This window comes from Mailhella massiliensis (genome assembly GCF_900155525.1).
GTDB lineage: Bacteria > Desulfobacterota > Desulfovibrionia > Desulfovibrionales > Desulfovibrionaceae > Mailhella > Mailhella massiliensis.
The window spans coordinates 872,775-886,248 of record NZ_LT706952.1 but is presented as its reverse complement, the minus strand read 5'-3'; the positions used below and the strand labels follow the sequence as shown (position 1 = coordinate 886,248).

12 protein-coding genes are annotated in these 13,474 nt (G+C 60.9%); 5 read left to right on the top strand and 7 right to left on the bottom strand.

From position 1 onward, the window contains the following. The first annotated feature begins 167 nt into the window (after positions 1-167). Complete coding sequence (locus tag CZ345_RS14305) at positions 168-1,457, top strand: ABC transporter substrate-binding protein (RefSeq protein WP_077073762.1); 1,290 nt, start codon at positions 168-170, stop codon at positions 1,455-1,457. A 170-nt stretch (positions 1,458-1,627) separates the two neighbouring features. Here the strand turns inward: CZ345_RS14305 and CZ345_RS14300 are convergent, their stop codons facing one another. The 6 genes from CZ345_RS14300 to CZ345_RS14280 form a co-directional block, all read right to left on the bottom strand. Further along, positions 1,628-2,119: a periplasmic heavy metal sensor gene (locus CZ345_RS14300; protein WP_077073761.1), complete on the bottom strand. Its 492-nt coding sequence runs from the start codon at positions 2,117-2,119 to the stop codon at positions 1,628-1,630. 32 nt (positions 2,120-2,151) lie between these two features. Continuing rightward, complete coding sequence (locus CZ345_RS17125; protein ID WP_162274984.1) at positions 2,152-2,412, bottom strand: hypothetical protein; 261 nt, start codon at positions 2,410-2,412, stop codon at positions 2,152-2,154. A gap of 65 nt (positions 2,413-2,477) precedes the next feature. Further along, positions 2,478-3,395 (bottom strand): EamA family transporter, encoded by a 918-nt coding sequence (locus CZ345_RS14295; RefSeq protein WP_077073760.1) that lies wholly within the window; start codon positions 3,393-3,395, stop codon positions 2,478-2,480. 242 nt (positions 3,396-3,637) lie between these two features. Continuing rightward, positions 3,638-5,752: an excinuclease ABC subunit UvrC gene (gene uvrC / locus CZ345_RS14290; protein WP_077073759.1), complete on the bottom strand. Its 2,115-nt coding sequence runs from the start codon at positions 5,750-5,752 to the stop codon at positions 3,638-3,640. Between the two features lie 10 nt (positions 5,753-5,762). Further along, positions 5,763-7,181 (bottom strand): amidophosphoribosyltransferase, encoded by a 1,419-nt coding sequence (gene purF, locus CZ345_RS14285; RefSeq protein WP_077073758.1) that lies wholly within the window; start codon positions 7,179-7,181, stop codon positions 5,763-5,765. A 63-nt stretch (positions 7,182-7,244) separates the two neighbouring features. Then, on the bottom strand, positions 7,245-7,967 hold the full coding sequence (locus CZ345_RS14280; RefSeq protein ID WP_083717489.1) for an NYN domain-containing protein: 723 nt from the start codon (positions 7,965-7,967) through the stop codon (positions 7,245-7,247). A gap of 398 nt (positions 7,968-8,365) precedes the next feature. Here CZ345_RS14280 and dut point away from each other — a divergent pair, with 398 nt between their 5' ends. The 4 genes from dut (at position 8,366) to gdhA (ending at position 12,241) form a co-directional block, all read left to right on the top strand. Continuing rightward, positions 8,366-8,824 (top strand): dUTP diphosphatase, encoded by a 459-nt coding sequence (gene dut / locus CZ345_RS14270; protein ID WP_077073755.1) that lies wholly within the window; start codon positions 8,366-8,368, stop codon positions 8,822-8,824. Between the two features lie 20 nt (positions 8,825-8,844). After that, complete coding sequence (locus CZ345_RS14265; protein WP_077073754.1) at positions 8,845-9,429, top strand: HD domain-containing protein; 585 nt, start codon at positions 8,845-8,847, stop codon at positions 9,427-9,429. An 8-nt stretch (positions 9,430-9,437) separates the two neighbouring features. Next, positions 9,438-10,355 carry a D-alanine--D-alanine ligase family protein gene (locus CZ345_RS14260; protein ID WP_077074123.1) on the top strand — a complete coding sequence of 306 codons (918 nt, stop codon included), beginning with the start codon at positions 9,438-9,440 and terminating at the stop codon, positions 10,353-10,355. Positions 10,356-10,882: 527 nt separating this feature from the next. Continuing rightward, positions 10,883-12,241, top strand: coding sequence for an NADP-specific glutamate dehydrogenase (gdhA, locus tag CZ345_RS14255; protein WP_077073753.1), 1,359 nt, complete (start codon positions 10,883-10,885; stop codon positions 12,239-12,241). A gap of 229 nt (positions 12,242-12,470) precedes the next feature. On the opposite strand, the gene CZ345_RS14250 is transcribed toward gdhA, so the two are convergent. Next, the gene (locus CZ345_RS14250) at positions 12,471-13,022 is read right to left on the bottom strand and encodes a hypothetical protein (RefSeq protein WP_077073752.1); all 552 of its coding nucleotides are present in this window, start codon (positions 13,020-13,022) and stop codon (positions 12,471-12,473) included. Positions 13,023-13,474 lie beyond the last annotated feature (452 nt).

Sequence of the window (13,474 nt, the reverse complement as noted above, 5' to 3'; positions counted from 1 at the left end):
CTGAAAAGCGGGATTTTTCCGCACGTTTTGTCCTGTCCGGCAGGATGGAAGGGCGCTCGGAAAAAGAGTGAAGATGTCATCTTCCTGAAATGACGGGTTATTTTTTTTGGCACCGTTTTTGCATTTCATGAGGGAAAAACGGGCGAGAGGCCCTGAAGGAGGAAGATATGACGTTTTCCAGAAAAGTGCTGGGAATGACTGCGGCGGCTCTGTTTTTCGGTCTTGCGGCTGCAGGCGCGGCGGAGGCGAAGGAGTACAAGGTCGGCGGCATGTACACGCTCGATTATCATGACGGCCGCCATGCCGACTGGGGCGAATATGAGCTGGAAGGCGCCTACATGGCGCTGGAGGATATCAACTCCTCCGGTATGCTGGGCAAGGATACCCTCAGCATGCCGCCGGAACTTGTGGTCAACTATCTCTGCTGGCCGGAAGGCGCGGCGGAAAAGGCCAGAGGTCTGCTGGAAAAGGACATCGTGGCTCTTACGGGCGTCGACTGCAGCGGCCCGGCCGTGCTCATCGCCAGGGAAGCGGAAAAGTACAAGACGCCCGTGGTTTCCGTGGGTGCCAATGCGGCGAGCCTGAGCTCCCCTTCGGAATTTCCGTACTACTACCGCAACGTGACGCCGAGCACCCGTTATGAAGGCTACCTGCTGGAAGTGGCCCGGCATTACGACATCAAGGAAATCGCTCTCTTCCATACCACGGACGCCTGGGGTTCCGGCGCCGCCGCCGTCATTCTGAACGAGGCGGACAAGCTCGGCATCAACGTCAGGCTTTCCTTCGGCTATTCCCGCAACGCCACGGTGGAGGAAGTGCAGGAGAAAATGGAGATGGTCAGGAAGCTCGGCATAAAGAGCATCTTCATCACCATGCCCACCCCCGATACCGTGACGGCCTTCAAAACCCTCACCAACCTCGATATGAACAAGCCCGGCTACAGCATCTTCGCTGCGGAAATGACCTCCGCCGACGAAAAGCCCGATGCCATCAACGGCGCGTTCGGCTATCTTGCCCCCATGACCAAGCTGCCGGCAAGCAAGGAACTCGACGCCTTTGCCGAGCGTTTTTCCAAGAGGATAGGCAAACCCGTGGACATGAATTCCAAGGCCTTTTTCTACGGCGTTCTGTCCTATGACCACATGATGGCCCTCGGTCTTGCCATGAAGGACGTGCTCTCGGACAAGAAGGAAGTGACGGGCGACAACCTCATGGCCGCGCTGCGCGCGCTTTCCTTCGAGGGGCTTTCGGGCCGTCAGAATCTCGCCCCCGGTACCAACGACCGCGAGATCATGGCCGTGGAAATCATGAACTGCCAGGGCTACAAGGAAGACGGCAAGACCGTGAACTTCGTTCCCGTGGGTTTTGTGGATTCCGTGACCGGCAGGCTTACCCTCGATGAGAAGAAGATTCTCTGGCCCGGTCGCACCTCCACTCCGCCCAACCGGGCGAAGTAAGGACCGCGTCTGAAGCGCACAAGTGAAAAAGGGCCTCCGCAGGGAGGCCCTTTTTCGTGAGGAGGAGTATATGCTTCGCGTTGTTCCGTCCGCCGCTGCAGGGGGAGAAGGCGGACGAAAGGCGCTTGGTTTACGGAAAGCGCTCAGGAGCTGAAGCGCTTCCCGAAAGTTCAGATTCTGCAGTTGTCGTGATACCGGTGGCCGTAACCGTCGTGATGGCGGGGACCGTAGCCGTCGTGATGGCGGGGACCGTAGCCGTCGTGGCGGCCGAATTCGGCGCAGGGCAGGCCCTGCTTCTGCATTTTGGCGCGGAAGTCGTCGTTCACGGTACGCATCTTTGCGCGCAGCCTGGAAATATCCGCCGTAAGGGCGCGCAGTTCATCCGGGGAGGTGTTGGGGTTGCGGGAAAGGGCGTTCAGGGTCATGCGCTTTTCCGCAATCTGTTCACGCAGGGGGGCCACGGCGGCGCGGTGTTCCTCGTGGAGCTTGACCATCTGTGCGCGCTGTTCTTCCGTCAGCCTGGGCATGGATTCGCAGGGGGCGGCGCGGCGGCAGTCGCGGGCATATCGGCCGTGGAAATCGGGGTTGGCCATGGCGGCGACGGGGACGGCGGCGGCGAAGGTGGCGGCAAGGAGGGCGATGATGACGGGCTTTCTGGTCATGGCGTATATCCTTTGAGAAAGAGGTTTTCTTGTCATGTGGACCACACGGCCAGTATATAGAAAAGCGCGGCGTCATTGTCACGTTTCAAAGTATTTCCCGTTTTTTTTTCGGAAAGATGCGCTGCCGCCATTGTTGCGGAATGCAAGATGCGTAATATTTTCCCGTCTGCGGGGCGCGCTTCTTGCATTTTCTTCCTCATTTCTCTCCCCAGAGGACATTTTTTGCCCGTATATTCCTTGTTGAGGGGTGTTTTTTCTGGCAAGAGCCGGAATTTTTTAAACGAAAAGAGCACAGGTTCCCTGTGCGCTTTCCAAAGGGACGTTTCGCCTTTGTTTTTGGGAAGGGCGGCGTATGCGTTCAGCTCTGGCCTTTGCGTCTGCCCGGCTCCGCACGGACGCTGCGTCTGCCGCCGAAGCGTTCCTGTATCATGGGGCCGGCCAGCACGAGAAGCACCGCTGCGCAGATGACGGCCACGCCGGAGAACACGGCCGCATTGGCCGGTTCGTGAAAGACGAGTATGCCTACGGCCACGGCGGTGAGCGGTTCCATCACGCCCAGAATGGAAGCCAGGGTGGAACCTATGCGCCGTATGGCCAGTACCAGCGCAAGGTTGGAGACGGCGGCGGTGATGACGGCAAGCAGCACGGCAAGGCCCGCCTCATTCCAGGAATGGAGTCCCACGAAGGAACCGGTGAGCACGGCGTTCAGAAACGAGACGATCATGCCGAAGAAGAGCACCCAGAAGGTGATGCTCAGGCCGGAAATGCTGCGGATGCGGGCGACGTGCAGGCCGCAGATGTACACGGCGTTGCACAGGGCGGAAACAAGCAGCAGCAGAATGCCTTTCAGACTGACGCTTCCGCCTTCTCCCCCGCCGAGCAGAAAGACTCCCAGAATGGCCAGCGTCACGGATGAGGCGGTGAGCAGGGAAAAGCGTTCATGAAAGAAGAATATCATGATGAGCATGACCATGAGCGGGTAGAGAAACTGCAGCGTGGCGGCCACGCCGCTCGGCAGATAGTGGAAGCCGTGGAACATGAGCAGGGCCGCCAGAGCGTACATGATGCTGAAAAGTCCGAGGGCCGCCAGTTCGCGCAGGGGAGCGGCCAGCCTTTCGCGGCGCAGAACCACGATGAGTCCGAGAGCCAGGGACCCGAAGAGAAAGCGGTAGAACAGCACGCACCCCGCGCTCATGCCGCCCTGCATGAGCGGCAGGCTGAACAGGGGAATGAGCCCGAAGGCGGCCGAAGAAAGAAGAGCAAGGAAAAAGCCCATGACGTGCTCCATAGCTGAAGGAGGGCGCAACAGCAGGGGCGGATGCGCCTTTGCGCTATCCCTTTTCAGAACTCGGGCCGCCCGTCAACAGGGAAAATCCCGGGGAGGCACGCAAGGCAGATGCATCCGTGTGCTGTATGAAAAGGGGCGTCCTGGGGCGGCCGCCGGTCGCGTACGGCATGGGCGGTCCGGTTTTTTCTGCCTGAGCTGGCCGCTTCCGTCCGGAACCGTCTTCCGGCGGGCTAGAGCTTCTGCAGCGCGTCGCGCAGCGCTTCCGCCTTTTTTCTGCCTATGCCCGGCAGTTCCATGAGCTGCGCAGTCGTTGCGGCCTTCATCTGCGCCACGGAGTCGAATTCTTCCCAGAGCAGGCGCGCGGTGTGCGGCCCTATGCCGGGAAGCTGCCGGAGTTCTCCGCTGAAGGCCTGCCTTGCGCGGGCCTGACGATGCCTGCCGATGGAAAAATCGTGGGCCGCGTCGCGCACCACCTGCAGAAAGAGCAGTTCCGGGCATCCTTCGCGCAGGGGCAGGGGATTGCTGCGTCCGGGCACGAAGATGCGGTCGGCCACATTGCCCGCCCGGCGGTCGGCATGACCCTTTTCGTCGCGCGCCTTGGCTATGCCCGCAAGCAGGAAGGGCAGTCTGCCTTCGGTGGCGAGTTCCTCGCTCAGAACTTTGCAGACGGCGGCAAGCTGTCCGCGACCGCCGTCGATGAGCAGAAGGTCGGGCCAGGGCTCGCCGTGTTCCAGGCGGCGTTTCGCCCAGAGGGAGAGGGCGGCGTAGTCGTCCCCTTCCGCGCCTTCGATGTTCCATACCCGGTAGTCTTCCCTGCGGGGGCGGCCGTCTTCGTACACCACGGCGCCCACCTTGGTGGATTCGCCCCCGGTGTGGGAAACGTCCGCGCATTCCACACGGGCCACGGGCCTGTCGTAGTGAAACACGGCGGCAAGCCTGTCCGCCAGCGAGGCTTCCCGGCGGTTTCTGGCCGATTCGCGTGCATTGCTGCGCGCCATGTCCATAAGGCGGCGCTCCTCCTCGTTGCGCGGCACGGCAATGCGTACGGGGCCTCCGCGCAGCTCGGCAAGCGCCTCTTCCAGCGTTTCCCGTCCGCCTTCGTCGCCTTCCGCAGGGGCGGAGCATTCCTGCGCATTGAGGAGGGCGAGCGCCTCCTCCATGAGCGAGGGGGCTTTTGCCGGGCCGTTTCCGGGCGCGGGAGCTTTTTCTTCAGGGACGGGCGAGCTTCCTGTTTTGCGGGCGGAGGCGGCAAGCGTGTCTTCTCCGCAGAAGCAGGGGGTGTAGGCTCCGCCCTCCATGAAGGGGGAATCCATGCTGGCTGAGGATTGCGGCGTGACGAGCGCGCTTTGCGAATCCACGGCGAAGGCAGACCCGGAGCTGCCCGTCTCCCAGGGCAGGTAGGGCAGAATGATGCGTGCGGGAATGGAACCTTCCGCGTGGTAGAACTGGCCGAGGAAGCTGATGAGAAGTTCCGAGGCGTCCTCCAGTCCGAGACCGGGCCAGAAGAAGGCGCTTCTGTCCTGCACAAGGCCGTGCCGCACGAAGACCACGCCGAGGGCCAGCCCGTCGGGCAGGCTCACCAGACCGAGAACGTCCATATCCGCGCCGTTCTGCAGCACGATGCCCTGCTTCTCCACGGTTTTTTCTATGGCGCGTATCTGGTCGCGCAAGGTGGCGGCCTTTTCGAATTCCAGCTCTTCCGCGGCCTTTTCCATGGCTTTCTGCAGAAGGTCGACGAGTTCGCGGGACTTGCCGGAAAGCAGCAGCGTGACGCGGCGCGTCATGTCCGCATAGGCTTCGGGCGTGATCTCGCCCGTACAGGGGGCGGAGCACAGGTGTATGTGGTGGTAGAGACAGGGCGTTTCTCGGTTTTTCATGGCCCTGTCGGAACAGCGGCGCAGGGGAAAGATGCGGTGTATGGTCTTCCACGTCTCCCTTGCGGCCAGCCCGGCGGTAAAGGGGCCGAAGTAGCGCGCTCCGTCGCGCTTCTTCATGCGGCGCACGATTTCCAGCCGGGGAAAGGGCTCCTTTTCCGAAAGGCGGAACATGACGTACTGCTTGTCGTCGCGCAGGCAGATGTTGTAGTGCGGGCGGTGCTTCTTGATGAGGCTGGCTTCAAGCAGCAGCGCTTCCTTCTCCGAGGTGGTGTTGAGAAACTCTATGTCCGCCGCGCGGCTTATCATGGCCGCAGTCTTGGCCGTGAGCTGATCCGCCGGGCGGAAATAGGAGAGCACTCTCCGGCGCAGGTTTCCGGCCTTGCCCACATAGATGATGCGGCCCGAGGCGTCCTTGTACAGGTACACGCCCGGTGTGGCGGGAATGCTGGAAGGAAGCGGTCGTTCCATACCTTTCTCCTCAGCCGGAAAAACGCACGTCGCCTCTGCGGCGGTATTCCAGCGACATCTTGTCCCTTACTTCGGGCAGGGGCGTGGGGTATTCGCCGCTGAAGCAGGCCGTGCAGTATCTGTCCGGCTGGGAAACGGAGGCGAGAAGGCCTTCCTTCGTAAGATAATGCAGCGAATCGAGGCCGAGCATGGCGCAGATCTGCTCCGGGGAATACTTTGTGGCGATGAGATCGTTCGGGGAGGGGAAGTCGATGCCGTAGAAGCAGGGATACTTGATGGGCGGGCTGCTCACGCGAAAATGCACGGCCCTTGCCCCGAGTTCGCGCAGCTTGGCCACGCGCGTGCGGATGGTGGTGCCGCGCACGATGGAATCGTCCACCACATAGAGGCTTTTCTTCTCTATCATGGAGCGCACGGGATTGATTTTCACCCGCACGCTGAACTGGCGCATACTCTGGGAAGGCTGGATGAAGGTACGGCCCACATAGTGGTTGCGGATGAGCGCGTGTTCATAGGGCACGCCCGCTTCCTGCGCCACGCCGAGAGCGGCGTAGATGCCCGAATCCGGGAAGGGCACCACGCATTCCGCATCGGCCATGGATTCGCGGATGAGATTGCGCCCCATGCACTTGCGGCACTGGTACACGTCTTCACCGAAAATGCGCGAATCGGGCCGGGCAAAGTAGACGAGCTCGAAAATGCACTGACGTACCGGCTTTTCCCCGCGGCAGAAGCGCACGCTCCGGCAGGTGGGATAGCCCTGTTCGGCCACGACCATTTCCCCGGGTTCCACCTCGCGCACATAATCGGCTTCCAGAAGATCGAAGGCGCAGCTTTCCGAGGCGAAGACCCAGGAATCGCCCATTCTCGCCATGCTCAGGGGGTGGAAACCGTGCGGGTCGCGCAAAGCGTAGATGACGCCTTCGCTCAGAATGAGCAGACTGTAGGCTCCCTCCACCTTGCTGCAGGCCTCGATGACGGCTTCTTCCAGCGTGCGCGTGGAAAGGGCGCGGGCGATGAGATGCACGAAGATTTCGCTGTCGATGGTGGTCTGGAAAATGCAGCCGTCGTTTTCCAGCTCCCGGCGCAGCTCGGCGGCATTGGTGAGGTTGCCGTTGTGGGCAAGAGCAAGCTGCACGCCGTTTCTCACCCGCACGAGCAGCGGCTGCGCGTTGCGCGGCTGCGGCTTGCCCGTGGTGGAATAGCGCACATGGCCTATGGCCGTTTCACCGTCGAGGTGCTTCAGGTCTTCCTCATGGAAGACGTCGGGCACGAGCCCCATGCCCGAATGCAGATGGCAGGAACCTTCCCTGCCGTTCCACGAGACTATGCCCGCGCTTTCCTGCCCGCGGTGCTGAAGCGCATACAGCCCGAAGTAGGTGAGTCTCGCCGCGTCCTCATGACCGACGATGCCGAAAATGCCGCACATGCCGTCCTCCTTTCCCGGAAGTTGAAACAAAAAAGGCCTGCCCGAACGGGCAGGCCTGGCAGCTTATTCTTCTTCCGTATGTTCTTCCTGAACGGGGCAGGGATTGTATTCCTTGGGGTCGTCGAAAATGTGGATGCCGTGCGGGTAGTTGGCGTGCTGCGGCCGGGGCAGCTTGTTGCACACATAGTCCACATGTTCGCGCAGATCTTCCGCCGCGCGCGTCCACAGAGGATCGAGCACCACCTTGATGCCTTCTTCGCGGGCCAGCTTCACGGCGGGAACATAGTCCGCGTCGTTGGCCACGATGACGAGCCTGTCCGTCTGCTTCTTGTAGGCGATGGCCGCGATGTCCAGACCGAGGAGCATGTCCACGCCCTTCTGGCGGATGTCGGGGTAGATGTCGCCCGCCTCGATGTCGTTCACGCTGATTTCCCCGGCCATGAGTTCGCCGAGGCGGTTGGCGTCAAGCTGCCACTGTCCGGCCTGCCAGGCGGAACGGCCGAGACGCAGGGTGATTTCGGGCGTCACGCGCAGCGACTGCAGGAACTGCTGCTTGCGCGCGATGAGCGGCGTCTGGGAAAAGTCCATGGGACCGCTCAGGGGATGTTCGCCTTTGCCGGTGAAGGGCAGGGCGTCGTAAAAGAGAATGCGGCCCACGGTTTCCCCGGGGGCGAGGTGGGAAAGGCAGTGGCGGCGTATGCCCTGCCCGTCGAAATAGAAAGCCTTGAGCGAAATGATGCGCTTGCGCATGAATTCGCCGTCAACGACAAATGTTACACGAGCCATTGTACAACCTTGTTTTTACGGGAAGTCCCGATTGTGGATATAGGTTCAACCAAGACGTTTTACCGGCACTTTCGTGCCCTAACCAGAGAAACGGAGAAGAAAGGACGATAGTGTCACTACGGCATTCTGTCAAGAAAATGACGGGGTAAAGTCCAAATGAGATTTTTTCCGGCACGTTGCGAAAGGGGCTGAAGCGCTGTGACGGAACACTTGCGGGGACGTTTTTTCTCCTCGCCGGAAGCGGCGGGAGGAAGGTTTTTCCGGTTCTTTTCCGCCGGGGGGCGGGCCGGGCGCTTGCCCACGGAACGCGTTCGGGCTATTCTTTCTTCCCTCCGGCGCACATGCCCCGCCGACGGTTCGGGGCGAAGGTGCCGTTATTTTTTTCCGACGAGGTTTTCATGGCCACTGTTCATGTTCGTTATCTGCGCGACGCCGCGACCCTTTACGGCGACGGCCTTTCCTACGCCACGTCCGGTTCCGCGGGCATGGATCTGCGCGCCTGCTTCGAGCAGGAGGAACTCGTCGTGGAGCCGGGGGCCCGCGCGGCCGTGCCTTCCGGCATCTGCGTGGAGCCTCAGGTCCCCGGCGTGGCGGGCTTCATCTATTCCCGCAGCGGTCTCGGGGCCGTCAAAGGCCTTGCCGTGGCCCAGGGCGTGGGCGTGGTAGATGCCGACTACCGGGGCGAAGTCGTGGTCTGGCTGCTCAATACCTCCGGCGAGGCCGTGTCCGTTCGGCGCGGGGAGCGTGTGGCGCAGCTCGTATTCCAGCCCGTATGCAGGCTGGAACCGCTGGCCGTGGAAACGCTTTCCGAAACCGGGCGCGGGGCCGGGGGCTTCGGCCATACCGGCAGGGTCTGATTTTTTTTCCGAGGTTGCCCATGTTGCCTTCTCTTGAATTTCCGGCCGACCCTTCCTGGGCCGTGCCCGACGAGCGGCAGTGCGCCCAGCTGTGGGACAAGTACGAAGTGCCGCCGCATATCCGCGATCATTGCCGCGCCGTCGCCGGCGTGGCCGTGGAAATAACGGCCCGCGCCGTGGAGCGGGGCGTCATTCCGGCGGGCCGTCCGCTTTCCGTGCCTCTTGCCCGTGCCGCGGGCCTTCTGCACGATATCGCCAAGAACTACACCATCCTGCACGGAGGAAGCCACGCCCAGCTCGGCGCGGCCTGGGTGCGGGAGGAAACGGGAAATCCCCTTATTGCGCAGGCGGTGCTCTTCCATGTGGAATGGCCCTGGAGCGGCGGCGACATGGACGATGTGCGCGACCCCATGCGCCTGCCCGTCATCGTGGCCTATGCCGACAAGCGCGTGCGTCACTCCGAGGTGGTTTCCATCAGGGAAAGGTTCGATGATCTTCTGGTCCGCTACGGCATCAGCGCGGACAGGCAGGAGACCATTGCCGAAAACTATGCTCATGTACAGGCCGTGGAGCAGGCCATATTCGACAGGGTAGGAATTCTTTAATGGATACGATGCGTATTCTTCTTGTTGCCGGCGGCTGGTCCACGGAGCGCGAGATTTCTCTGAAGGGGGCGGCTTCCATTGCCGGGGCGCTCCGCGCCCGCGGCCATGAGGTGACGCTCTTTGATCTTTCCGACGGTTTTGAGGCGCTGCTCCGCGAGGCGGGCAGGCACGATGCGGCTTTTCTGAACCTGCACGGACAGCCCGGAGAAGACGGCCTGGTACAGGCCCTGCTCGACGAGGCGGGATGCCCCTATCAGGGCAGCGGCCCCGCGGGTTCCTTCCTTGCGCTCAACAAGGCGGCGGGCAAGGCGCTCATGCGCCGCGCGGGCATTCCCACGCCCGATTATGAATTTCTTCCCTTCCGTCCCGCCGAAGGCTGGAAGTGCTCCCTGGCGTATCCCTTGTTCGTCAAGTCCAACACCGGCGGTTCCAGCATCGACCTTTTCCGCGTGAACGACGAGGCGGAACTCGACAGGGCGCTGGATACGCTCTTTTCCCATCATCAGGAAGTGCTCATCGAAACGCTCATTCCCGGCCGCGAGGTCACCTGCGGCGTGGTGGGCCGTCCGGGAGAGGAAAAGGCCCTGCCCCCGGTGCTCATCGTTCCCCGGCGGGAATTTTTCGATTTTCACGACAAGTATGCGCCCGACGGGGCGGAGGAGCTGTGCCCCGCGCCTCTGGAACCGGAGCTTACGGCAAAGGTGCAGGCCATGGCTCTTGCCGCCCACCGCTGCCTCGGTCTTTCCGGTTACAGCCGTACCGATTTCCGCCTGCGGGACGACGGGGAACTTTTCGTGCTTGAAGTGAACACCCTGCCCGGCATGACCGGCGCAAGCCTTGTGCCCAAGGAGGCGGCAGCCGAGGGTATCGCCTTCGGCGAGCTTCTGGAAAATCTTCTGAGCTACGCCGTGGATCGCGCGCGCTGAACCGTTTTTCCCTTGGCTGCGACGCCCTTTTCTCCCTGGAGAAAAGGGCGTTTTTTCATGCCCGGAACTTTTGGGGGAAGAGTGATCTCTCTCCCGCCGCAACGGACGCTTCTTCCGCGGCGGCATTTTGCCGCCCCTTCCCGGAACGGCCTCTCCCGCCGCTCCGGGCTTCGGCCTTTCGGACGCTGCCGTCGTTTCTTCGCCTCGCGCCGCCTTTTGAGTCCGTCCGGGCGTACGGAGAGAAAAAAGAGTACAAAAATGTTATTTTGTAACATGTTGAAAAACATGATAAAAAAATAAATTCATATTCACATAAATGTAAATATGAATTATTTCAATAAATAATATCAATGAAAAAAATTTCGTTTTTGTCACGAAAGGAGTTGATTCTCGGGGAAAATAGGGATACTCGATAGTCGTCAACGCCATGAAACGCCTGTTTTTAACAAAAATGTATTTACAGGCGGGCGTGCGTCAAAGCGTATCCGGGGTTGAACCCCTGTCCATTTTTCAAGGAGCAGTGAGTCATGGGCAACAATTATGTGCGGAATGTAGTGGAGAGCGTGCGCGCCAAGTATCCTCATCAGCCGGAATTCCTCCAGGCCGTGGAAGAAGTGCTTCTTTCCATGGAACCTCTGTTTGAAAAGGAATCCAAGTACGAGGAAAACGCCATTCTTGAGCGCATCGTGGTGCCCGAACGCCTCATCGAATTCCGTGTCGCCTGGACGGACGACAAGGGCCGCATTCAGGTGAACAACGGCTACCGCGTGCAGTTCAACTCCGCCATCGGACCGTACAAGGGCGGGCTCCGCTTCCATCCCAGCGTGAACCAGAGCATTCTGAAGTTCCTGGGCTTTGAACAGATCTTCAAGAACAGTCTCACCGGTCTCGCCATCGGCGGCGGCAAGGGCGGTTCCGACTTCGATCCCAAGGGCAAGTCCGACGCCGAAGTCATGCGTTTCTGCCAGGCCTTCATGACGGAACTCGTCCGCTATGTGGGCGCCTTCAGCGACGTGCCCGCCGGCGACATCGGCGTGGGCGGCCGCGAAATCGGCTATCTGTTCGGTCAGTACAAGCGCCTGACCAGCCGCTTTGAAGGCGTGCTCACCGGCAAGGGCCTCAAGTGGGGCGGTTCTCTGGCCCGCACCGAAGCCACCGGCTTCGGCAACGTGTATTTTGCCGACAACATGCTCAAGGCCGTGGGCAAGGAAATCGAAGGCAAGACGGCCGCCGTCTCCGGTTCCGGCAACGTGGCCATCTACACGGTGAAGAAGCTCTATCAGCTCGGCGCCACCCCCGTCACCGTGTCCGATTCCAGAGGCTGCATCTACCAGCCTTCCGGCATCAATCTGGAAGTGCTTCAGCAGGTCAAGGAACGCGAACGCGCTTCCCTTACCCGCTATGCGGAACTGTGCAAGGATGCCACCTACATTCCCGTGGCCGACTACCCCGCCGGCGAACATCCCGTGTGGAACGTGGGCGCGGATCTCGCCTTCCCCAGCGCCACGCAGAACGAAGTCACCCTTGCCGACGCGAAGAATCTCCTTTCCAAGGGCTGCATCCTGGTGAGCGAAGGCGCGAACATGCCTTCCACCCTGGAAGCCACGGCCGAATTCCAGAAGGCCGGCATCTGCTTCGGCCCCGCCAAGTGCGCCAACGCCGGCGGCGTGGCCACCAGCCAGCTTGAAATGGAACAGAACGCGGGCATGACTTCCTGGACCTTCGACGAAGTGGACGGCAAGCTCAAGGGCATCATGGCCGGCATCTTCCGGGCAGCGCACGATACCGCCGAAGAATTCGGCCAGCCCGGCAACTACGTCATGGGCGGCAACATCGCCGGCTTCCGCAAGGTGGCCGACAGCATGATTGAGCAGGGCGTCATGTAAGAGCCGCATTCTCCGCCGCAAACAGAAAAGAAAACACGGCCCTTCCTTCGGGAAGGACCGTGTTTTTTCATGCGGGAGATGTGCCTGCGTTGCTGCGCCTGCCGGGCCCGGCCCGGCGTTTCCGCCGTATGCCGCTTTTGTTTTTTCCTGCCGGGAAGCTTTCCATACGTTTTCCGGCAGCGCGGCGAAAAGGAGGTTTTTGCAGGGGAACTTCGCGCAGAGGCGTTTTTTATTGTTCCATGGGGCCAAGGTCGAAGGGCTTCTGCATACCGAACCAGAAGGCAAAGGCCTTTTCCCATTCCGCAAAGGCGGGGATGCTCTCGTCTCTCGGCGCTCCGGGGGGCAGAGCGTTGCCCTTGAGGTCGATTTCGTTGTTGGCGAGCGCCTGAACCCAGCCGTGGAAGCAGTCCAGACGGCGGCGGAAGTCGGCGTCTCCGGCAAGGGCGCTCATGTTCTTTTCAAACTCGGCGCTGCCCGGCCGCACTCCCGTTTTTTCTCCCAGCCAGCGGAATATCACGTCTCTGGAAAGCTCCATGGAAACGGGCTTTCCCTGAATGGCGTCGAGAATTCCGGCAAGTCCGGGTTCTTCCTTGCGGGAACGGGCCGCCACGTCGGCGGGAACGACAAGTCTTGCGTCCATGTCTTCCACGGCCAGTTCCCGTTCCGGGGAAGCCTGCATGGGGCCGCCTTCCGGCTCCTCCATATCTTCCAGAAAATAGAAACGGAGCCAGTGTTCGTAGTGCATGGCTCTCAGAAAAAGATCGGCAAAAGATTCCGTCATGACTGTTCTCCTCGGCGTGAAGGGCCGTATGTCGCAGTGTTTTTTTCTATCCGAGGGGCGGCATTGTCAAGGGAAAAGCTGAGGTGCGGGGCTTTCTTTTCCGCCGTGCGCGTGCGGCGGAAGGCGCTGCACCGGGGCATTTTTCCGTTCGATGCCGTCAGGAAAAAGGCGTGTCGTTTTTTTGCTCCAAGGCCGAGGCGGAAGAGAAGCGGCGCGCCGCTGCCCGGGGTACTTCCGCCGCTTTGTGATTTGCGGAAAAGCCTCCTGCAGGGAGGCGCTTTTTCCGTAGGAGAGGGCCGCCCTGAGTTGGGAAGACTTCCTGGCATGCATTCTTTCCTTCCGCAGGCGAAATGCACGTTTTTCAGATCGGCAAATCATGGAGAAAAAAGGAAAAACTCCTGCTAATCCGGTATGTTCCCGGGATATATCCTCCTGCGGCGCTTGCCATTTGA

Coding starts and splice junctions, on each gene's coding strand:
- CZ345_RS14305 (WP_077073762.1), top strand. CDS start 168: ATGACGTTTTCCAGAAAAGTGCTGGGAATGACTGCGGCGGCTCTGTTT.
- CZ345_RS14300 (WP_077073761.1), bottom strand. CDS start 2,119: ATGACCAGAAAGCCCGTCATCATCGCCCTCCTTGCCGCCACCTTCGCC.
- CZ345_RS14295 (WP_077073760.1), bottom strand. CDS start 3,395: ATGGGCTTTTTCCTTGCTCTTCTTTCTTCGGCCGCCTTCGGGCTCATT.
- uvrC (WP_077073759.1), bottom strand. CDS start 5,752: ATGGAACGACCGCTTCCTTCCAGCATTCCCGCCACACCGGGCGTGTAC.
- purF (WP_077073758.1), bottom strand. CDS start 7,181: ATGTGCGGCATTTTCGGCATCGTCGGTCATGAGGACGCGGCGAGACTC.
- CZ345_RS14280 (WP_083717489.1), bottom strand. CDS start 7,967: ATGGCTCGTGTAACATTTGTCGTTGACGGCGAATTCATGCGCAAGCGC.
- dut (WP_077073755.1), top strand. CDS start 8,366: ATGGCCACTGTTCATGTTCGTTATCTGCGCGACGCCGCGACCCTTTAC.
- CZ345_RS14265 (WP_077073754.1), top strand. CDS start 8,845: ATGTTGCCTTCTCTTGAATTTCCGGCCGACCCTTCCTGGGCCGTGCCC.
- CZ345_RS14260 (WP_077074123.1), top strand. CDS start 9,438: ATGCGTATTCTTCTTGTTGCCGGCGGCTGGTCCACGGAGCGCGAGATT.
- gdhA (WP_077073753.1), top strand. CDS start 10,883: ATGGGCAACAATTATGTGCGGAATGTAGTGGAGAGCGTGCGCGCCAAG.
- CZ345_RS14250 (WP_077073752.1), bottom strand. CDS start 13,022: ATGACGGAATCTTTTGCCGATCTTTTTCTGAGAGCCATGCACTACGAA.